The organism is Pseudarthrobacter sp. NamB4 (genome assembly GCF_005796185.1).
In the GTDB taxonomy this organism is placed as follows: domain Bacteria; phylum Actinomycetota; class Actinomycetes; order Actinomycetales; family Micrococcaceae; genus Arthrobacter.
The window spans coordinates 39144-57168 of record NZ_VAHM01000020.1 but is presented as its reverse complement, the minus strand read 5'-3'; the positions used below and the strand labels follow the sequence as shown (position 1 = coordinate 57168).

The 18025-nt window shown below is 65.3% G+C and carries 20 protein-coding genes; 5 read left to right on the top strand and 15 right to left on the bottom strand.

From position 1 onward, the window contains the following. Window positions 1–24 precede the first annotated feature (24 nt). Window positions 25–273, top strand: coding sequence for a hypothetical protein (locus FDW81_RS16355; protein ID WP_138135265.1), 249 nt, complete (start codon window positions 25–27; stop codon window positions 271–273). 9 nt (window positions 274–282) lie between these two features. Here the strand turns inward: FDW81_RS16355 and FDW81_RS16350 are convergent, their stop codons facing one another. The 3 genes from FDW81_RS16350 to FDW81_RS16340 all read right to left on the bottom strand — a co-directional run bounded on the left by FDW81_RS16350 (window position 283) and on the right by FDW81_RS16340 (window position 3204). Further along, window positions 283–990: an HAD family hydrolase gene (locus FDW81_RS16350; RefSeq protein ID WP_138135264.1), complete on the bottom strand. Its 708-nt coding sequence runs from the start codon at window positions 988–990 to the stop codon at window positions 283–285. Further along, complete coding sequence (locus FDW81_RS16345; protein WP_138135263.1) at window positions 990–1280, bottom strand: hypothetical protein; 291 nt, start codon at window positions 1278–1280, stop codon at window positions 990–992. Before FDW81_RS16345 ends, FDW81_RS16350 begins: the two co-directional genes overlap by 1 nt. A gap of 115 nt (window positions 1281–1395) precedes the next feature. Continuing rightward, window positions 1396–3204: a glycoside hydrolase family 15 protein gene (locus FDW81_RS16340; RefSeq protein ID WP_138135262.1), complete on the bottom strand. Its 1809-nt coding sequence runs from the start codon at window positions 3202–3204 to the stop codon at window positions 1396–1398. Window positions 3205–3305: 101 nt separating this feature from the next. On the opposite strand from FDW81_RS16340, the gene FDW81_RS16335 reads away from it, so the two are divergent. Continuing rightward, a complete protein-coding gene (locus FDW81_RS16335) occupies window positions 3306–4037 on the top strand; it encodes a DUF72 domain-containing protein (RefSeq protein ID WP_138135261.1) in 732 nt (243 codons plus the stop codon). A gap of 67 nt (window positions 4038–4104) precedes the next feature. Then, window positions 4105–5229 (top strand): App1 family protein, encoded by a 1125-nt coding sequence (locus tag FDW81_RS16330; protein WP_240720358.1) that lies wholly within the window; start codon window positions 4105–4107, stop codon window positions 5227–5229. A 74-nt stretch (window positions 5230–5303) separates the two neighbouring features. Here the strand turns inward: FDW81_RS16330 and FDW81_RS16325 are convergent, their stop codons facing one another. The 4 genes from FDW81_RS16325 to FDW81_RS16310 all read right to left on the bottom strand — a co-directional run bounded on the left by FDW81_RS16325 (window position 5304) and on the right by FDW81_RS16310 (window position 8295). Next, on the bottom strand, window positions 5304–6884 hold the full coding sequence (locus FDW81_RS16325; RefSeq protein WP_138135259.1) for a glycoside hydrolase family 1 protein: 1581 nt from the start codon (window positions 6882–6884) through the stop codon (window positions 5304–5306). Between the two features lie 108 nt (window positions 6885–6992). Further along, window positions 6993–7370 carry a hypothetical protein gene (locus tag FDW81_RS16320; protein ID WP_138135258.1) on the bottom strand — a complete coding sequence of 126 codons (378 nt, stop codon included), beginning with the start codon at window positions 7368–7370 and terminating at the stop codon, window positions 6993–6995. A 64-nt stretch (window positions 7371–7434) separates the two neighbouring features. Beyond that, complete coding sequence (locus FDW81_RS16315; protein ID WP_138135257.1) at window positions 7435–7758, bottom strand: J domain-containing protein; 324 nt, start codon at window positions 7756–7758, stop codon at window positions 7435–7437. A gap of 111 nt (window positions 7759–7869) precedes the next feature. Then, a complete protein-coding gene (locus FDW81_RS16310; protein ID WP_138135289.1) occupies window positions 7870–8295 on the bottom strand; it encodes an Hsp20/alpha crystallin family protein in 426 nt (141 codons plus the stop codon). A gap of 137 nt (window positions 8296–8432) precedes the next feature. On the opposite strand from FDW81_RS16310, the gene FDW81_RS16305 reads away from it, so the two are divergent. Further along, a complete protein-coding gene (locus FDW81_RS16305; RefSeq protein WP_138135256.1) occupies window positions 8433–8753 on the top strand; it encodes a MerR family transcriptional regulator in 321 nt (106 codons plus the stop codon). A gap of 20 nt (window positions 8754–8773) precedes the next feature. On the opposite strand, the gene FDW81_RS16300 is transcribed toward FDW81_RS16305, so the two are convergent. The 4 genes from FDW81_RS16300 to FDW81_RS16285 form a co-directional block, all read right to left on the bottom strand. Next, window positions 8774–9574, bottom strand: a complete 801-nt coding sequence (locus FDW81_RS16300; protein WP_138135255.1) for a phosphatase PAP2 family protein — start codon at window positions 9572–9574, stop codon at window positions 8774–8776. Between the two features lie 54 nt (window positions 9575–9628). Continuing rightward, entirely contained in the window at window positions 9629–11428 is a 1800-nt protein-coding gene (locus FDW81_RS16295; RefSeq protein ID WP_138135254.1) for a S8 family serine peptidase, read from the bottom strand. A gap of 173 nt (window positions 11429–11601) precedes the next feature. Further along, window positions 11602–12468 (bottom strand): NAD(P)-dependent oxidoreductase, encoded by an 867-nt coding sequence (locus FDW81_RS16290; protein ID WP_138135253.1) that lies wholly within the window; start codon window positions 12466–12468, stop codon window positions 11602–11604. A gap of 33 nt (window positions 12469–12501) precedes the next feature. Next, window positions 12502–13095 carry an adenylate kinase gene (locus tag FDW81_RS16285; RefSeq protein WP_138135252.1) on the bottom strand — a complete coding sequence of 198 codons (594 nt, stop codon included), beginning with the start codon at window positions 13093–13095 and terminating at the stop codon, window positions 12502–12504. Between the two features lie 291 nt (window positions 13096–13386). Here FDW81_RS16285 and FDW81_RS16280 point away from each other — a divergent pair, with 291 nt between their 5' ends. Then, a complete protein-coding gene (locus tag FDW81_RS16280) occupies window positions 13387–14130 on the top strand; it encodes a GAF and ANTAR domain-containing protein (protein WP_138135251.1) in 744 nt (247 codons plus the stop codon). Between the two features lie 65 nt (window positions 14131–14195). On the opposite strand, the gene FDW81_RS16275 is transcribed toward FDW81_RS16280, so the two are convergent. The 4 genes from FDW81_RS16275 to FDW81_RS16260 all read right to left on the bottom strand — a co-directional run bounded on the left by FDW81_RS16275 (window position 14196) and on the right by FDW81_RS16260 (window position 17934). Then, window positions 14196–15032: an alpha/beta fold hydrolase gene (locus tag FDW81_RS16275; RefSeq protein WP_138135250.1), complete on the bottom strand. Its 837-nt coding sequence runs from the start codon at window positions 15030–15032 to the stop codon at window positions 14196–14198. 175 nt (window positions 15033–15207) lie between these two features. Continuing rightward, the gene (locus FDW81_RS16270) at window positions 15208–15405 is read right to left on the bottom strand and encodes a hypothetical protein (protein ID WP_138135249.1); all 198 of its coding nucleotides are present in this window, start codon (window positions 15403–15405) and stop codon (window positions 15208–15210) included. Between the two features lie 228 nt (window positions 15406–15633). After that, window positions 15634–16824, bottom strand: coding sequence for an acyl-CoA desaturase (locus FDW81_RS16265; RefSeq protein WP_138135248.1), 1191 nt, complete (start codon window positions 16822–16824; stop codon window positions 15634–15636). A gap of 12 nt (window positions 16825–16836) precedes the next feature. Beyond that, a complete protein-coding gene (locus FDW81_RS16260; protein WP_138135247.1) occupies window positions 16837–17934 on the bottom strand; it encodes a ferredoxin reductase in 1098 nt (365 codons plus the stop codon). Window positions 17935–18025: the final 91 nt, after the last annotated feature.

The following is an 18025-nucleotide window of genomic DNA, read 5'->3' as shown; positions in this document are numbered from 1 at the left end:
CAGCACGAGTGAAAGAGGAACGCCATGTCGCTATACCAGCCCGAACCCGTTGAAATCTCCACCCGTATGCGGCCGGGCGAATGGACGGAAGCGAGCCTCGAGGAGCTGGTCAACTCCTACCGCCACCGGATTGTGGAGATGGGCGCCAGCGTGTCCGATATCGTCACGGACATCGAGAGGAACGACGACGGCTCAGTCAAGGTGGCAGTGTCCTGGGCCAAACCCGCGAACCAGGGCGACGAAGACGCAGTGGCCGGCGGGCAGACCCTCTGAGGACAGTCCCTAAGCCCTGGCGATCAGCCGCCCAATGGCGCTGGAGGTAAGGTTCTGGAGCAGATCAGCAGGCCCTTCATAGACCTCTATTGCCCCCGCTTCACGAAGTTCCACCGCGTTGATTCCCCCGCACCTGACAGCCACACAGGGGATTCCCAGGGCCGCCGCAGCCTTCATGTCCCAGACCGCATCCCCTACGAAGACGGCGTCTGCGGCGTCAACACCGATCGCCTCCAGTGCCGCCACCAGGATGTCCGGGGAGGGCTTGCTCTCCTTGGCGTCATTGGCGCTGGTGGCGCCGTCGATGAAGGCATCGGACTCCAGGACGCCCTTCATGACCTCCAGGTCCCTGTGGCGGGCGGAAGAAGCCAGCGCCACCGCCAGTCCCCCGGCATGGCACTGGGCCAGCAGCTCCTTGGCTCCTTCAAACGCCCGCAGGGCGGGCCAGTGGGATGCATACAGGGCGCCGTGGCTGGCCATGATCTCCGCGTCCGCCGAGCGGTCCCGGTCGCCCGGCAGGAGATTGTCCACCAGCCGGTCACCGCCCATGCCCACATAGTGGTGAATGGAGGCCATGGGAATGTCGTAGCCGTACTGACGGAAGGCACCCCACCACGCCATGGTGTGGATGTAGGAGGAATCAATCAGCGTTCCGTCCACGTCAAAAAGAACCCCCCGGCGTCGAGCGCCAGAGGGTGTCTTGGCTTGGTGCACCATCAGCTGACCGCTGCCCGCTTGGATGCGGGGGTCTTCTTGTGGCGGGCAGCCTCCTCCTTGGCAGAGGCAACGGGGCGGACGCGCTCCCGGATGACTGTTCCGGCGCCGTCATGGCTCTTGTCCCGGATCAGCCCCGTGCCGGCGATTTCCCGCGCCATTGCCACTCCGGCAACGGCAGCCCGCTTAGTGGGAAACGTGACCGAGATGGCCATCAGGCTTCCGCTTCCATCCAGCATCCGGACCCTGTAGCCACCGTCGGGCGCGTCCACCAGTTCAAAATACCCGGCCATTAATATCACTCCTCCGTCAGTCACGGCGTTGTGCTTTGTGGGAGCACTCCATGAGGTCTTAGTAAGTATACTTATCTATTCTGCGAAGGAGAAGCCACTCCCGGACCGCACCGCCTCAGCACGGCTCCGCCGCTTCAGGCGGAATGGGAGTGTCACTTCGCCGCACCGTATCCTGATGAAGCTCCAAAGCGCTAGTCACAAGCGCAAAGTGGCTGAAGGCCTGTGGGGTGTTGCCCAGCTGCCGGCCGGCTTTCACGGCCCATTCCTCACTCAGCAGACCGACGTCGTTCCGCAGCTCCAGCAGCCGCTCGAAAAGTTTCCGTGACTCCTCATGGCGGCCCGCGCCCAAAAGCGCCTCCACCAGCCAGAACGAGCAGGCCAGGAAGATTCCCTCGTCCCCCGGCAGGCCGTCGTCGCTCTCTTCCGGGCGGTAGCGCAGCACGAACCCGTCCTCGGTGAGTTCCCGCTGGATGGCTTCAATGGTTCCGATCACCCGGGGGTCGTCCGGCGGCAGGAACCCAACCCGCGGAATCAGGAGGAGGCTGGCGTCCAGCTCGGGCCTGCCGTACGACTGCACGAAGGTATTGCGGGAAGCATCGAAGCCATTGGCCATAACGTCCTCATGGATGATGTCCCGCAGCCGCTCCCAGCGCTCCACCGGCCCCTTCAGGCCGGAGTCGCGGACGCCTTTCACCATTCGGTCCGCCGCCACCCAGGCCATCACCTTTGAATGCGTGAAGTGCCGGCGCGGCCCGCGCATCTCCCACAGCCCGTTGTCCGGCTGGTCCCAGATGGTTTCGAGGTGCTCCATCAGGGAAAGCTGCACGTCCCACGCCTCGTCCGGATGCTTCAGCAGCGAGTTCCGGGTCAGTGCAAGGCAGTCCAGCACCTCGCCCCAGACGTCCAGCTGCAGCTGCTCCGCAGCCCCGTTGCCGATGCGCACGGGAGAAGAGTTCTCGTAGCCCTTCAGCCAGGGCAGTTCCATTTCAGGCAGGCGGCGCTCGCCGTGGATGCCGTACATGATCTGCAGGTCGGCAGGGTCACCGGCCACGGCGCGCAGCAACCAATCCCGCCAGGCGGCTGCTTCCGCCGTGTAGCCCGCGGCCATGAGGGCCTGCAATGTCATGGTGGCGTCCCGCAGCCAGCAGTAGCGGTAGTCCCAGTTGCGTGGCCCTCCTATCTGCTCGGGCAGGGAGGTGGTCACTGCCGCCACGATCCCGCCTGTAGGCGCGTAGGTCAGGGCCTTCAGGGTCACCAGGGAACGCACCACCGCCTCCCGGTACTCACCCTTCACCGTGCATTGGGAAACCCAGCCCCGCCAAAAGGCATGCGTGGTGCGAAGGACTTCCTCGGCGTCGACCGTATGCGGCCTGCCCACGTGGCTTGGCGCCCAGGTGAGCACGAACGGGACCCTGTCTCCGGCCTCAACAGTGAAATCACTGACCGTGTGCATGTTCTCCCCGTGAAGGGGTGCCGGGGTCACCAGGTAGACGGCGTCCGGCCCGGCAATGGCATGAAGTCCAAGCTGGTCCCGGCGCACCCAGGGAATGATGTGGCCGTAGTCAAAACGTAGGACCAGTTCACTGTGCATCCTGACGCTGCCGCTGACGCCTTCAACGATGCGGACAATGTCCGCCACGGAGTCGCGCGGCGGCATGAAATCGATGACCCGCACGGTCCCATCAGGCGTTTCCCACTCCGTCTCCAGGACCAGCGTGCCCTCCCGGTACCCTCTTCGGGTACACGCTCCCCCGCCCGCAGGAGCCAGCAGCCAGCGCCCGGCTTCGGGCGTGTCCAGCAGGGCGTTGAAGCATGCGGGGGAATCGAACCTCGGCAGGCAGAGCCAGTCGATGGACCCCTCTTTGCTGATCAGGGCCCCCGTCTGAAGGTCACCCACCACTGCGTAATCCTCAATCCGCGCCATGTCCTTACCCTGCCACAGCCGCTCCCAAAGGGAAGGGCACTCACCGGTGTAGCCTGAAAGCCCTGAGGCACACCGGGAGGAACAGCACACCGGGAGGAACTATGGCAATCCACATCGGGACCTCCGGCTGGAGCTATGACCACTGGGAAAACGTCCTCTATCCGCCCGGGCTGCCAGCCAAGGACCGGCTCAAGCACTATGTCTCCCGGTTCAGCACCGTCGAGCTCAACGCCAGCTTCTACCGCTGGCCCCGGGACAGCACGTTCGCCGGCTGGAACCAGCGGCTGCCGCACGGGTTCTCCATGTCCGTCAAAGCCCCGCGTGGACTCACCCACGCCAGAAAACTGTACGCGCCCGAGGTGTGGCTGGAACGGATTGAGCGCTGTTGGCATGAACTGGGGGACAAAAGGGCGGTCCTGCTGGTCCAGCTTCCGCCGCAGATGGAGCGTGACGACGCCCGGCTGGACTACTTCCTGGCTGCCGTCCCGCCGTGGATCCGGGTTTCGGTGGAGTTCCGGCACCCCAGTTGGGACAATCCGGAGGTTTTTGCGTTGCTGGAGCGGCACCAGGCTGCCTACTGCGTGATGAGCGGGGCCAACCTGCCCTGCATCCTGCGGACCACCGCACCGTTCACCTACGTGCGGCTGCACGGGCCGGACCCGCAGCACCTTTACGGCGGTTCCTATTCAGACGACGACCTGCACTGGTGGGCGGAAAGGGTCCGCGAGTGGTCCGGCCAGGGCCTTGATGTTTACGCCTATTTCAACAACGACGGCGGCGGCAACGCGGTGCGGAACGCCGAGACCCTGCGGTGGATCCTGGGCGAAGGGTGACGTAATGCGGTGCCGGCAAGGACCCGGAAACCGTCCGATGCAGTACAGCCTGTGGCAGAGTGGTGCCATGGACACGGCTCACCAGAACCCGCCTCAGGACGCAGCAACCTCCCAGGGCCCGGAAAGCACGCAGGACCGGAATGGAACGGACCACACCCTGCTTTCCGGGAACCCGGTGTTCAGGCTCGCGCATAAGGTCTCCGACGCCTTCAACAACGTCCGCATCCAGTTGGCCAAACGCTGGAAGTTTGTTCCGCAGACCATCGCCTACCAGGGTTACGGATCCACCACTCAGATCCGGGTGCTCGGCCGGGTGCTGATGACCCAGAAACCGCTCCCGGGCAGCAAAGCGGAAACCGAGGCCCAGAACGGCAACCAGAACGTCCGCGGCTGGCGCGCCTTCACGGGTGTGCCGCTGCAGTTCACCGACGTCGAGATCACCATCGGCGATGTCGTCACCCATGTCCGCGCGGACCGGGGCGGCCTGATCGACACCGAGGTGGCGGTGGAGCTGTCCCCCGGGTGGCATACAGCCGTCCTGCGGGCGGAAGGAACGGAACCGGTGGAGGCACCCATCCAGGTGATCGCCCCGGACGTGAAGTTCGGCATCGTGTCCGATATCGACGACACCGTCATGGTCACCGCCCTGCCCCGTCCGTTCCTGGCGCTCTGGAACACCTTCGTGCTGAGTGAGCGCGCCCGCATGGCAACCCCCGGCATGGCCGTCTTGATGGACCGGCTGATCATCGAGCACCCCGACGCCCCGGTGATCTACCTGTCCACCGGCCCGTGGAACGCTGCACCAACCCTGGCCCGCTTCCTGAACCGGAACATGTACCCGAAAGGGGCGCTGCTGCTGACGGACTGGGGCCTGACGCAGGACCGCTGGTTCCGCAGCGGCCAGGACCACAAGCACCGCAACCTGGAACGCCTGAGCAAGGAGTTCCCGGACATGCGGTGGCTCCTGATCGGCGATAACGGCCAACATGACGAGGCTATCTACTCCGGCTTCGCCCAGGAAAACCCGGACAAGGTTGCCGCGATAGCCATCCGGCAGCTGTCCATGAGCGAATCCGTCTTCGCCGGCGGCCACTCTGAAGACGGCGACCATTCTGCATCGAAAGTCCCGTGGATCTACTCGCCGGACGGCGCCGGGATGGCCAAGCAGCTCACCACGCTGAACCTGCTTTGAGCCGGCCAATACGGCTCTGAGCCATTCAGTACAGCCCTGAACCAGCCCGTACGACTGGCCCAGGCACCCCGGTCCTAAGCGCTGGCACCCAGGACCGGGACGCCGTCGTCGGGAACGTCGTCAGTGCCCGGGACTTCCGCGCCGATAACGTCGACCTCGATGGGGTCCCCGGCCATCGCCCCGGCAATCGCGGCAGCTGCCGCCACCGCCAGGTCGCGCTCCTCGATGAGTTCCTGGAACCAGAAGTAGGACGCCTTGGGCGTCCGCTCGAGGGTGTCGAAATCCACGTGCAGGAGCCCAAAGGGCTGGTTGTAGCCGGCAGACCACTCAAAGTTGTCCAGAAGCGACCAGACGTAATAGCCGCGCAGGTCAACCGACTCAGCTTCGCCGCCCGGGGTCGTGGCCCGCAGTGCTGTCTCCAGGTGGTCCGAGAGGTATTTGAGCCGGCGCTCGTCCGGAATGAACTTGGTGTTCGTGGACTTGTCCCGCACGATGATGTCCTCGAAGCTCGCTCCGCCCTCGGTGATGATGACCGGCGGCAGGTTGGGGTAGCGCTCAGCCATCTCCTTCAGCGCTACCGACATGTACTCCGGCTTCACCGGCCAGCCGTAGGAAGTGATGTCCGCCTCCGGCCACGTCTCCACGTGGAAAGGAGTGCCGCCGCTGCCCGCCGCGCTCAGGTCGCTGCCCATCGCCTCGGCCATGCTGGCGGGAACTGCGCCGCCGCCCGGCCCTACCGCCACCTTGGTGGGCATGTAGTAGTTCAGGCCATAGAAGTCGAGGGGCTGGGAGATGAGCTCCATGTCCTCCTCGGGGTGCTCGAATGAGCTGAAGAACTTGGCCGCCCTGATCAGGTCCGGATACTTTCCGGTCAGCACCGGGTCCGCGTAGAGACGGTTCTGGGCGAGGTCCATCAGCCCCGCGCTGATCCGGTCAAGGGGATTGATGGAGTTGGGCACCATGGGCGAGTAGACGTTGGTTATCCCAATCTCACCGGGCACGTTTGCCGCCCGCAGGGCCTGCACAGCAAGCCCGTGCCCCAGCAGCTGGTGGTGCACGGTGGGGAAGGCGCCCAAAACGAGTTCCTTCCCGGGTGAATGCAGGCCAAGGGAGTAGCCGTTGGTGCTGACAGTGGCCGGCTCGTTGACGGTGACCCACCTGGCCACCCTGTCGCCGAACCTGTCCGCGAGGATGGCGGCGTAGTCCCCCAGGCGGTAGGCGGTGTCGCGGTTCATCCAGCCGCCGGCCTCGTCCAGCGCCAGTGGGGTGTCCCAGTGGTAGATGGTGGCCATGGGCGAAATGCCGTTGGCCAGCAATTCGTCCAGGAGCCTGTCGTAGAAGTCCAGTCCGGCAGGGTTGGCGGCCCCGCTCCCGGTGGGCTGGATCCGGGGCCAGGCGAAAGAGAACCGGTAGGAGTCCACGCCCAACTGCTTCATCAGGGCAACGTCCTGCGGCATGCGGTGGTAGTGGTCGCAGGCTGTTACGGGGCTGTGGTTTTCGACGATGGCACCGTCCTTTGCGGCGAAGACATCCCAGCCCGCCGGACCGCGGCCGTCCTCATCCAGGGCCCCTTCAATCTGGAACGCCGCAGTGGCCACGCCCAGGGTGAATCCAGGGGGAATGAGTGCGGCGAGGTCTTTGGCGGTGATGTGCATCGGGGGCCTTTGCGACGGAGCGTGGATAAGTACGTCTCAGGATGCCACAGCAAAGGACGCGGGACGAGCGGGGCACGGCGCGGCGGGCCTGATGACAGAAAAGCCTGCCTACAGAGAGCCGAAGAGGAATTCCTTGGCATGGGCAACCGCCTTCCGGAAGGCATCATTGCGGAGGGCCAGCAGGTGTTCACTTTCCCCGTCCGCGGGCTCCAAGTATCCCGTGTAGCCGGGGCGGAGCATCCAGATGTCCCCCGCAGGCGGCAGGTAGAAAACGCCAAACGACCGCTGCTGCGTTTCGTCTGCGGTCCAAACAGGGACAACAGCGAGCGCAGCGCCGGTTGCCGGGTTGATCCACTGTGCCCGCGGCAGCGGCTGCTCATGCGCTTCGGGGTCCAGGAAGGGAGCAGTGCCTGCGCCCCAGCGCTGTTCAAAGCGCTCGTGGAATGCCGGGATCAGGTGTGAGTCGTAGCGGCGCCACTCGCTCATTCAGTTCTCCGCCTCCTCGCGGTTAGTCGTTGTGCCGTGCCCCCTACTGCCAAGCCCCGATCCGTCAGGCCCATGGCCCGCTTTCCCACCGCACCGGCGTAATTCTGATGGCAGGACCGGTGGATTTGCCGGGGCTGCCGACCTTCCGCACGGGAGTGGCCTGCCCGGCGGCGGGGGCGCGTTGTTTGTCATAGGCCGCGCGGCGTGCCGGATCACGCAGGACAGTGAAGGCCTGCATGATGTCCAGGAGCTCCTCTTCCGGCGTGGTCCCGCCGTCCACATCGGGATGGTGGTTGCGCATCAGGGCGCGGTAAGCACGCGAAATCTCCTGTTGGCTGGCTTGCGGCTGCACCCGCAGGATCGCGTAATAGTCGGGTGTGTCTGTCATGGTGCGGACCTTTTCCGCTGGGCCGGCGCTGGATATTGGCGGCGCCGTCCGGGAAAGACTGCCGGCGGGCGCGGGCAATGCACCAGCACTGCCCGCGCCCGCCGGCTGTGGCTAGGTTCCGATCTGGTGCATTTCGCTTTGCTGCGTCTGGATCTCGATCTTGCGTGGCTTCGCCTGTTCAGCCACCGGGATCCGCAGGGTCAGCACGCCCTGATCGTAACTGGCCTTGATGTTGTCAGTATCCAGGGTGTCGCCGAGGATCAGCTGCCGGCTGAACACACCCCGGGGACGTTCGGAGGCCACCAGCTCCACGTTGGGCTGGGTGGGATCCTTGCGCTCCGCCCGGACCGTGAGGACGTTGCGTTCGACGTTCAGGTCCAGCGATTCCATCTTCACGCCGGGCAGGTCGAACGCCACCACGAAATGGCCGTCCTCCTGCCAGGCATCCATTGGCATGGCGGCCGGGCGGGCAGCTGTTCCAAAGACCTGCTGCGTGAGCCGGTCCAGCTCACGGAACGGGTCCGTGCGCATCAACATCATTTCCACTCCTTCAGCTTTGTAGGTGTAGAACCCCTGTCCTATCAACTCCCCATGATCTATGGTGGTTGATATAGATTTTTTATAGCACTCGTGGGAAACTAAGGCAAGACCTACGGACGGACTCTGGAGAACCTATGGCAGAGCAGCAGGCCGGACGGGCCAGAGGCGGCGACAGCAGCCGGGCGCTGTATGCCATCTCGGTCGCGGCCAAGCTGGCAGGGACCGGCCAGCAGAACATCCGGCTTTATGAAACCAAGGGACTGCTGACGCCGTCGCGCACTTCGGGCGGCACCCGCCAGTACAGCGACGACGACATCGCCGTCCTGCTGCGGATCGGCGAACTCCTGGAACAGGGACTCAACCTTGCGGGAGTAGCCAAGGTGCTGGAGCTTGAGGCTGCCAACGTGAAGCTGCACCGTGCACTGAAGCGGGCCCGGTCGAAGCCGCCCGGCTGAGGGCACAGTGAGCGCGCGCCTTAGTCCCGGGGCGATTCCGCCTTAGAGAACGTCCCGGCGATCCGTTCCCCCGGCACCCTGGCAGTGCGCCAGGTATCCAGGGCGATGACGCCGCCGAGGATGACCAGTGACAGCGACACCGATGCAAGGGTGTCGCTGAGCCAGTGGTAGCCCAGGTACAACCGGCTTACGGCGGCGAGGAAAATGCCGATTCCTGCCCCGGCGAAGCCCAGGACCGCAGCCTGGGGATTGCTGCGCCGTGAGTAGACCAGGAAGGCCCCCACCAGGAGGAAGTCGCAGGCGCCCAGGACATGCCCCGACGGGAAAGAAAACGTGTGGTCGATCCCGAACAGCATCTGGTCGACGGGCGGCCGGGAACGCCGCACGATCTGGAGGATGATCTGGGAAGTGATCACGCCGGTGATCATCGCCGAGGCGAGCAGGATGGGGCGCCACGCATGCTTCGCCGCGAGTCCCCACCAGACAACCACCACCAGGACGATGATGGGCAGGGCAATCGGGCCGAAGACCACAGCCAGGAAGATCATGACCACCGTCAGGGCCTGTGACCTCACCCCCAGGAGCCAGTCCCGTACCGGCCCATCGGCTGCGGACAGCCCGTCAGCCTGCAGCACGCTGATCAGGGTGGCGGCAAACAGCGCCACCCCGGCTGCCGCCAGAATGATGGCTGCGCGGTAGAGGCCTCGCCGGTCAGCCGGATCCATGTAGCGCTCTTCCACCACGAACTTGTCGTGGAAGACGCGCCACTTCCCAGGACTTTGCCCAGTGGCTCCCGAGCCTGCCGATCCCTGCTGTCCCACTGTGGTGCCCGTCCCTGCGCCCCGATGAAGTGCTTGGGGTGAAGACTATCCCGCCTAGTAGGACCCGGTGGTGAACTGCCAGGTCCGGCTTGCCAGCTGGTTGCCGGCGAGGTCACGGATGGATGTTTCGCCGCCGGTGACCGCCACGGTGTACTTGGTCTTGGCGGCCAATGCCTGCTGGGGGTCGAGGATCCACTGGTTGGTGGTGCCGTTGCGGAACACGGAGGCCGGTACCAGTGTTCCGGTGGCGGCATTGCGCAGCGTGAAGGTGGTTCCGTTGACGCCCTGGACTGCTTCGCTGAAGGTCACGCTGATGTTATTGCCACGCCGTACCAGTGACGCGTTGCTGCCGGGGGTGGTGCCGGTGACGACGGGCGCCGGGCCGGTCAGGAAGGTCCAGTTGACCGATGCCAGCGGGGTTCCTGCCGTGTCCCGAATGGCCGAGCTCCCGCCCACCAGCGTGGCGGTGTAGGTTGTGTCCGCGGCGAGGCTGGCCGAGGGGTCAAGGGTGGCGGTCCGGGTGGTCGCGTTGTAGGTGACAGCGGCAGGGATGGTGCTGCCGGCCGCGTTCTTGAGCAGGAATGTTCCGCTGCTCACTCCCTGGACGGCGGTGCTGAAAGTTGCGGCCACGTTGGTGCCGGTACCCACTGAAGTGGCGTTGGCGCCGGGAGTCACGGCCGTGACGGTGGGGGCTGGGGCGGGTGCAGGAGCAGACACCGCGCCGGAGTACAGCAGCCGGTTCGGCGTTCCGCTGGCGGCACCGGCAATGACTCCAGTGGTTGCGTTGGACGTGAGGGTTCCGGCCACCTGGGCGGGGGTGAGCGCCGGGTTTTGCGCCAGCAGCAATGCAGCGGCCCCGGCGGCGTGCGGTGCTGCCATGGAGGTACCGGACATCGACGCCGTTGCCCCGGAGGACGTGTGGTAGGCCGAGCTGATGCCCACTCCGGGGGCGTAGAGGTCTACGCAGGAACCGAAGTTGGAGAAGGACGCCTGCCTGTCAGAGGAGTCGCTTGCAGCCACCGTCACCGCTGCCGGAACCCGTGCAGGGGAACTTCCGCACGCGTCCACGGCGGAGTTGCCGGCGGCAACCACTGCTGTGACGCCGTCGTTCGTGACTGCCTGGATGGCTGTGTCCACGGCCGAGCTTGCGGATCCACCCAGGCTGAGGTTCACCACCGCCGGAACCCCTGCTGCGTGGTGGGCTGCCACCCAGTCGAGGCCAGCCACCACGTCTGAGTTGTAGCCGGATCCGTTGCAGTCGAGCACCCGGACGGGCACTACGGTGGCACCCTTGGCCACACCGTAGGTGGTCCCGGCCACCGTCCCGGCCACATGCGTGCCGTGGCCGTTGCAGTCGCCGGATCCCCTGCCGTCAGCCACGGCGGTCCACCCGGCTGTGATGCGGCCCGCGAAGTCGGTGTGCGAGGCCAGGACCCCGGTGTCCACCACGTAGGCAGTCACGCCTGCTCCCGAGGAGGTCCAGGAGTAGGAGCCGGTGAGCGGCAGCGGCCTCTGGTCCACCCTGTCCAGGCCCCAGGGTGCGGGCTGCTGGGTTGCGGAAATGCTGACGGGAGCATCTGCCTCCACGGACACGACCCGGCCGGACCTGGCAAGGGCGGCAGCCTGGGCAGGGTTGGCGGTCACCACCGCTCCCTTGAGGGCATGGCTGAAGGTCCGCCCGACGGCGAGTCCCTGGGCCCGCAGCCCCGCCGCCTCCTCGGCCACGTTGGCACCGGCTGGGTACTGGACGATGTAGCGGCCGGCGGTACCGGTGTCAGCCGGCGGAGCGGCCACGGCGGAGGGGGATGCGGAAAGGACGACGGCGGAGGCCAGCACTGCGGCGGCAGGCAGCAAAAAGGATTGAGTACGAATTTTGGGGTCCTCGTTTGGCGTTGTGGGCTGCGGGAGCGGGAGATACACCCGCCCTCACCAATGAGGATAGAAGCCGGAATCGGGCTGCGAGGGGGTCTTTGCAGGATCCTGCGGCAACCCTTGGTGATTGCTGTGCCGGGCCGGTTTCCCTGGCTCTAAGACACGGCGGCCGGGTCCTGCCAGTGGTTCCGCCAGGTGTGTTCCGGCTCGAAGCCCAGCAACCGCCGCGCCTTGTCAATGGACAGCATGGTCTCGTGTTCTCCCAGTTCCCTGGTCACCTTCACCGACGGGAACTCTTCCGCTGCCAGCTCGGCGCTGGACCGGCTCATGACAGTGTCCGCGTTGGCGATGATGAACGCCTCAAAACCCGGTTTTCCGTTTTCGAGCGCCCTGACCACGGCCTGCGCGCCGTCCCGGCCGTCAATGTATCCCCAGAGGTTCCATTTCCGCAGGGCGGCATCGGAGTTGAAGGACGGGAAATGCTCGTAGTCGGCAACATCCATGACGTTGGAGAACCTCAGCGCCACAATGCTCAGTTCCGGGTCCCAGCGCGTCAGCTCCACCGCCATCTGCTCCTCCAGGTGCTTTACCAGGGAGTAGGTGCTTTCGGGCCGGGCAGGGTATTCCTCGTCCACCGGGATGTACGGCGGATCCACGTCGAACGGCAGTCCCAGCACGGTCTCGCTGGAGGCATGCACCACCTTCTTGATGCCCGCCCGGCGTGCAGCCTGGAAAACGTTGTAGGTGGAAAGCATGTTGTTCTCGAACGTCGCCGCATCAGGCATGATGCCGGGAGCGGGAATGGCACCCAGGTGCACCACGGCGTCGAAACCCTCGTGCCGGTCGTCGACGCCCAGCATGACGTCCAGCACCTGGCCGTAGTTGCGCAGGTCCACCACCACCAGCCCCGGGCTCCGCGCCCCGGCCCGGTCAAGGTTGAGGACCTGGTGGCCGTCCCCGATCAGCCTCCGGACAACGTGCCGCCCCAGTTTTCCGCTTCCTCCGGTGACCGCAATTCTCATCAGTTTTCCTTCGTGTTGGTGGCTCAGGCCCGTTCAGGCGCCGGGACGCGGGGTTGCCAGGAACTTTTCGACGGCGGCGATCGCACGCCCGGTGATGTCGCCAGGGTCTCCGCTGCCGTTCACGGAGACGAGTAATCCCCTGCCCGCGTAGACCGAGACTACTTCATGCGTCTCGCGGTGGTAGAGATCCAGCCGGCGCCGGAACACGTCCACCGTGTCGTCCGTGCGGCCCTGGTCCGCAGCGCGGCCTCGCATCCGCTGCTCCAGCTCGTCATCAGGGGCGTGCAGTTCAATGACGGCGTCCAGGGCCAGCCCCTGGGCGGCGAGCATGTCGTCCAGCTCCATCACCTGGGGCCCCGTCCGCGGGTAGCCATCCAGCAGGAAGCCTGCCTGCAGGTCTTCCTTCAGGAGGCGGTCCCTCACCAGCGCATTGGTGAGGCGGTCGGGAACGAAAGTGCCGCCGTCGAGGTAGCCGGCAGCCTTGATGCCCAGTTCGGTTTCCTCGCTGACGTTGGTCCGGAAGATCTCCCCGGTGGACACCGCCGGGATGCCAAAGTGCCGGGCAATATGTTCCGCCTGCGTTCCTTTGCCGGAGCCCGGCGGACCGATGATGAGAAGCCTGGTCATGTCCTGTCCAACTTCCTGCCCGTCCGGGGCGGGCGGGCCGCTGTGGTGGGTCAGCCGCCGGGGCAGCGGCACCCGCTTCATTCTGCCCGGTGCCGGTGGCCTGCGCCAGAGGACCCCACCGGCATGCCGGTCTGACGCTTGACGGCTCCTAAGGATGTATATACTTCTGGATAGGTTTAGCAGCAGGCCGTTGGAAAGTTCGTCGATCCAGCGACCTGCACAGGCTCCCGGCATTTTGGGCCGGCTGTAGGTGCGGGTCGTTTTGACCTGAGCGAATGGCACTAAGAAACCGTGGCCAGCGAGTCAACAGCAAAACCTGATACATCCATCACCGAACGCCTGCATGAACTGGTTCTCAACAGCTCTGATGTTGAGGACTTCCTTAACGAGCTGGCACAGGTGGCCGCGCGGAACCTTTCCGAGCCCGGCGACGAAATGATGTGCGCCATCACGCTGCTGCGCCAGCGCAAGGCCGCCACGGTGGCCAGCAGCAGTGCAGAGGCAAAGGCCATCGCGCAGGTTGAGTGCGGCTTCAGCGGGACGCCGGGCATGACGGCCTCCACGGTACAGGAGACCATCCACATACCGGATGCTCAGCGTGACGGCCGCTGGCCCGACTATTCCTCCGCCGTGCTGGCCCAGGGCGTCCGATCCGTCCTTGCGTTGCCTTTCCGGCTGGAGGGCGAAACGAAGGCGGCTTTGCTCCTGTACTCCCGGCGCCCCGAGCGTTTTGGGCCCCGCATGCTGGAATTTGCCGAGGATTTTGTCAGCCAGACATCCTTGGCCCTGCGGCTCGCCGTCCGCTTTGCCCACTACAGCGAGACCGCCGCCAACCTCCGGGCAACCCTTGAATCCCGGACGGTGATCGACATGGCCGTGGGCATCATCATGGCCCAGAACCGGTGCAGTCAGCAGGACGCCTTTGACATCCTGAAGACCGCGTCCAGCACCCGTAACTCCAAGCTGCACGACGTTGCGGCAGCGGTGGTCAACTCCCTGGGGCAGGGCCCGGCACACACGCACTACGACGGGTAGCAAGGCACAGGTTCTTCCGGCGACGCGGACACCCGTCGTCGCCGGAAGTTCCTGGCGTTTGTGCCTTACTTCCCCAGGAACCGCAGCAGTGCTTCATTGACCTCTTCCGCGTGGGTCCACAACAGGCCGTGCGGGGCGCCCTCGATCTCCACGTACTCAGCGCTCGGGAGCGCCTTGGCGAACAGCCGGGCGGTTGAAGCGATGGGCAGGATATTGTCCGCGGTGCCGTGAAGAATCAGGGCGGGGACGTCAATCCTGGGGATGTCCTGGCGGAAGTCCGTAAGCCAGGTGGGTTGGGCGGCAACCGACGCCGTGGCCCCGGCCCCGGCGGCGAGGTTCCAGCTGGCGTTCACGGCCTCCTGGCTGAGGCGGGGCGTGCCAAGGAAAGTGTCCGAGTTGTAGAAGTTCTTGAAGAACTCCGTGAAAAAGGCGTACCGGTCCGCCGTAACGGCTTTCGCCAGTCCATCAAAGACTTCCTGCGGGACGCCATCAGGATTGTCATCCGTCTTGAGCAGGAACGGTTCAAGGGAACCGAGGAACGCTGCCCGCGCCACCCGCGCAGAGCCATAGGTGCCAAGGTAGCGGCCCACCTCACCGGTGCCCATGGAAAAGCCCACCAGCACGACGTCGTTCAGGTCCAACGTGGTCAGCACGGTGTTGAGGTCCGCGGCGAAGGTGTCGTAATCGTAGCCCTCGGTGGTCTTGCTCGACTTCCCAAAGCCGCGGCGGTCGTAAGTGATGACCCGGTAACCAGCGTCCAGGAGCGCTGCAGTCTGCTTTTCCCAGGAGGAGCCGTCCAAGGGGTAGCCGTGGATCAGCACAACGGGCTGGCCCGAGCCGTGGTCCTCGTAGTAGAGCTCAATGTCTGTGCTGTTTTCAGTTCCAACGGTAATGAAAGCCATTGCGGACAGATTCCTTTCGAGGCTGGAGCATCGGAGCGGGCAGACATGTGCCATGCCCGCGCAGTACCTACTCTAGGGCGGTCCGACGTTCCGTCCACCCTGCCCAGTCGCTCCTGCGGGCCCCACAGTGGCTTGGCTTCAACAGCGCAGGGCTTGGGCCACTGCCGCTGTGAAGCTACTGGGATGGCTGCGGCAGCTCGCAGGCGATCTGCGGATTAGCGCCCATGTAATTCAAGGGGCCGGCAATGATGGTGATCGCAACCGTTCCCGCCTCTGCACAGTTACCCGGCGCTGCACCGAAGTAGCCCCGCTGCCAGGCAGCCACGCCGCCGATGATCAGCCAGATGACAACAAGTGCTCCGAGAATCCGCATGTGTCCTCCGTTGGCCGCGCGGCTGTGGGTTCAATTATGCGACGGCGGCCGCGGGAAGTGCGAGAGGGATCGCCAAGGAGCGGCTGGAGGTGATAGAGCGTCCGCGAAAAACGCGCGTTAAGTGATAGAGCGTCCCAGGTGGCGGGGAGGCGGCGGACAGGAATGCACCCCCGGTTCCGGAAGATATCCGGCACCGGAGGTGCATTCTTGTGTCTTGGTGAGCGGCGCTCAGGCCTTGGCAGGCTTGCCCGGCAGGGCCAATTTGAAGACCTTCGCCCAGGCGGAGCCAACCTGCTTCGGAAGCGGACCAGTGGTGTACTTCAGCCCGTAGCGCTGGCAAATCTCACGGACCCTGGGCGCCACTTCCGAGTACCGGTTGGAGGGCAGGTCAGGGAAGAGGTGGTGCTCGATCTGGTGCGACAGGTTGCCCGTCATGATGTGCATGAACTTGGAACCGGAGATGTTGGCGGAGCCGATCATCTGGCGTACGTACCAGTCACCGCGGGTCTCGCCCTCCACCATCTCCTCCGTGAAGGTATCCGTACCCTCCGGGAAGTGACCGCAGAAGATGACCGAGTGGGCCCAGACGTTGCGGATGGCGTTGGCGGCGAGGGTGCCCAGCAGGGCGTGCTTGGCCGAGCCCGTGAGCATGGCCACTGCTGGGGTGGCTGCGTAGTCCTTGGTGAACTGGGTGACAACCTTCTTGCCCAGCGCCTTCAGGTCCTTGAGCAGTGCCTCCTTGGACTTCTTGCCTTCCTTGTACTCGGTCAGCTCGAGGTCGTAGATGGCAATGCCCCACTCGAACACCGGCGCCAGGATTGCATTGAAGAGCGGATTCGCCAGGTTGATCGGCTTCCACGGCTGCTCCTCGTCCATGCGCAGGAGGTTGTATCCGACGTCGTTGTCCTTGCCCACCACATTGGTCCAGCGGTGGTGGAGATCGTTGTGGGTGTGCTGCCAGGAGCGCGACGGGGTGACGAAGTCCCATTCCCACGTGGTGGAGTGGATGTCCGGGTCCCGCATCCAGTCCCACTGGCCGTGCAGGATGTTGTGTCCGAGCTCCATGTTTTCCAGGATCTTGGCAAAGCTGAGCAGGGTGGTGCCTGTGACCCAGGCAGCCTTGTTCTTGCCCACCAGCAGCGCGGCCCGGCCGGAGATCTCCAGCCCGCGCTGGATCTTGATCATCCGCCGGATGTAGGCGGCGTCTTCCGCGCCACGCTTGGCCAGGATCTCGTCACGGATGGCGTCCAGTTCACGGCCAAGCTCCGCCACCTGCTCGTCGGTGAGGTGTGCTGCCGCGGGCGGCCTGACGGCGGGGCTGCCGGACTCTGCGAGCTTTCCGGGGCGTGACCGGGAGCCTCCGGCAGCGCTGCCCTTGGTGGACGTGGGAGTGGCCTTGCTGGGTGAAATTACAGACATACCTGGTGCTCCTCAGATTTCGAGGTTGACGGGTCCGGCGGCTGCCGAGACACACGTTTGGATCAGTTCGCCGGGTTCGCCATGGACTTCCCCGGTACGGAGGTCGCGGACCTGTCCTGACAGGAGCGGCGTGAGGCAGCTGTGGCAGATACCCATCCGGCATCCGCTGGGCATAAGCACCCCGGCGTCCTCGCCGACGTCGAGGATCGGGGTATCGCCGTCGGCCTCCACTTCGCGGTCTGACGCCTCGAAGGTGACCAGGCCGCCGTCGTGCCCTACGCCGCCCTCGAAGGTGGTGTTGAAGCGCTCAATCATCAGGTTGCCGGCGGTGCCGGCCAACGCCACCTCTGAGCCAGGTGCCGCTGCCGTGAGGGCCGCGCGCTTCCACAGAGCCTCGGCGTCATCCAGGAAGCTGTCCGGGCCGCAGGCGTAGGCGGCGCGTTCCTTCCAGTCCGGGCAGATCTCGTCCAGCTGGTCCGTGCTGGTCAGGTCCATCCGGCCCTGCTCCCCCGTATACCAGTGGGCGAGGCGGAAGTTGGGGAACTGGTCGGCAAGCTCGGCCAGTTCCTCGCGGAAGAGGCTGTCACCGGGTGTCCGGGCTGAGTGGACCAGTACGACGTCGGCATCCGGACGCCGCGGGACAAGCGTGCGGATCATGGACATCACCGGTGTGATGCCGCTGCCTGCGGTGACCATCAGCAGTGGCCGCGGGTGCTCTGGGAGGACGAAGTCCCCCTGTGGCGGGGCCAGGAACAGGACGTCGCCAGGCTTGGTGGTGCGGACTAGAGTGCCGGATACAGCGCCGACGTCGGTCACGGTGATGGCGGGGTCCTTGCCGGCGGGGGCGCTGAGCGAGTAGGACCGCCAGTGGCGGACGCCGTCAAGCTCGACGCCGATGCGTGCCCACTGACCTGCCAAATGGGAGTGCCAGCCGCGTCCGGGCCGGAAGAAAATGGTGGCTGACTGGGCCGTCTCCTGCACCACGCGGGTGACCACGCCGCGAAGCTGCCGCGCGGAGTAGACCGGGTTGAACAGCGCCAGGATGTCCTCCGGCGCCAAAGGCGTGGTCAGTACAGAGGCCGCCTGGGCCAGCTGGCGTAGCCGGATCATGCGATACAGCCTAGAGCGGCGCGAGCCATATTTCTCTCTCTCCGTCATATGACCGTTCCGCAGTCACGCTAAGTGGTGGCGCTAAGCCCCC

Bases quoted from the DNA above. Each gene is read 5' to 3' on its own strand.
- FDW81_RS16355 (WP_138135265.1), top strand. From the start codon at position 25: ATGTCGCTATACCAGCCCGAACCCGTTGAAATCTCCACCCGTATGCGG.
- FDW81_RS16350 (WP_138135264.1), bottom strand. From the start codon at position 990: ATGGTGCACCAAGCCAAGACACCCTCTGGCGCTCGACGCCGGGGGGTT.
- FDW81_RS16345 (WP_138135263.1), bottom strand. From the start codon at position 1,280: ATGGCCGGGTATTTTGAACTGGTGGACGCGCCCGACGGTGGCTACAGG.
- FDW81_RS16340 (WP_138135262.1), bottom strand. From the start codon at position 3,204: ATGGCGCGGATTGAGGATTACGCAGTGGTGGGTGACCTTCAGACGGGG.
- FDW81_RS16335 (WP_138135261.1), top strand. From the start codon at position 3,306: ATGGCAATCCACATCGGGACCTCCGGCTGGAGCTATGACCACTGGGAA.
- FDW81_RS16330 (WP_240720358.1), top strand. From the start codon at position 4,105: ATGGACACGGCTCACCAGAACCCGCCTCAGGACGCAGCAACCTCCCAG.
- FDW81_RS16325 (WP_138135259.1), bottom strand. From the start codon at position 6,884: ATGCACATCACCGCCAAAGACCTCGCCGCACTCATTCCCCCTGGATTC.
- FDW81_RS16320 (WP_138135258.1), bottom strand. From the start codon at position 7,370: ATGAGCGAGTGGCGCCGCTACGACTCACACCTGATCCCGGCATTCCAC.
- FDW81_RS16315 (WP_138135257.1), bottom strand. From the start codon at position 7,758: ATGACAGACACACCCGACTATTACGCGATCCTGCGGGTGCAGCCGCAA.
- FDW81_RS16310 (WP_138135289.1), bottom strand. From the start codon at position 8,295: ATGTTGATGCGCACGGACCCGTTCCGTGAGCTGGACCGGCTCACGCAG.
- FDW81_RS16305 (WP_138135256.1), top strand. From the start codon at position 8,433: ATGGCAGAGCAGCAGGCCGGACGGGCCAGAGGCGGCGACAGCAGCCGG.
- FDW81_RS16290 (WP_138135253.1), bottom strand. From the start codon at position 12,468: ATGAGAATTGCGGTCACCGGAGGAAGCGGAAAACTGGGGCGGCACGTT.
- FDW81_RS16285 (WP_138135252.1), bottom strand. From the start codon at position 13,095: ATGACCAGGCTTCTCATCATCGGTCCGCCGGGCTCCGGCAAAGGAACG.
- FDW81_RS16275 (WP_138135250.1), bottom strand. From the start codon at position 15,032: ATGGCTTTCATTACCGTTGGAACTGAAAACAGCACAGACATTGAGCTC.
- FDW81_RS16270 (WP_138135249.1), bottom strand. From the start codon at position 15,405: ATGCGGATTCTCGGAGCACTTGTTGTCATCTGGCTGATCATCGGCGGC.
- FDW81_RS16265 (WP_138135248.1), bottom strand. From the start codon at position 16,824: ATGTCTGTAATTTCACCCAGCAAGGCCACTCCCACGTCCACCAAGGGC.
- FDW81_RS16260 (WP_138135247.1), bottom strand. From the start codon at position 17,934: ATGATCCGGCTACGCCAGCTGGCCCAGGCGGCCTCTGTACTGACCACG.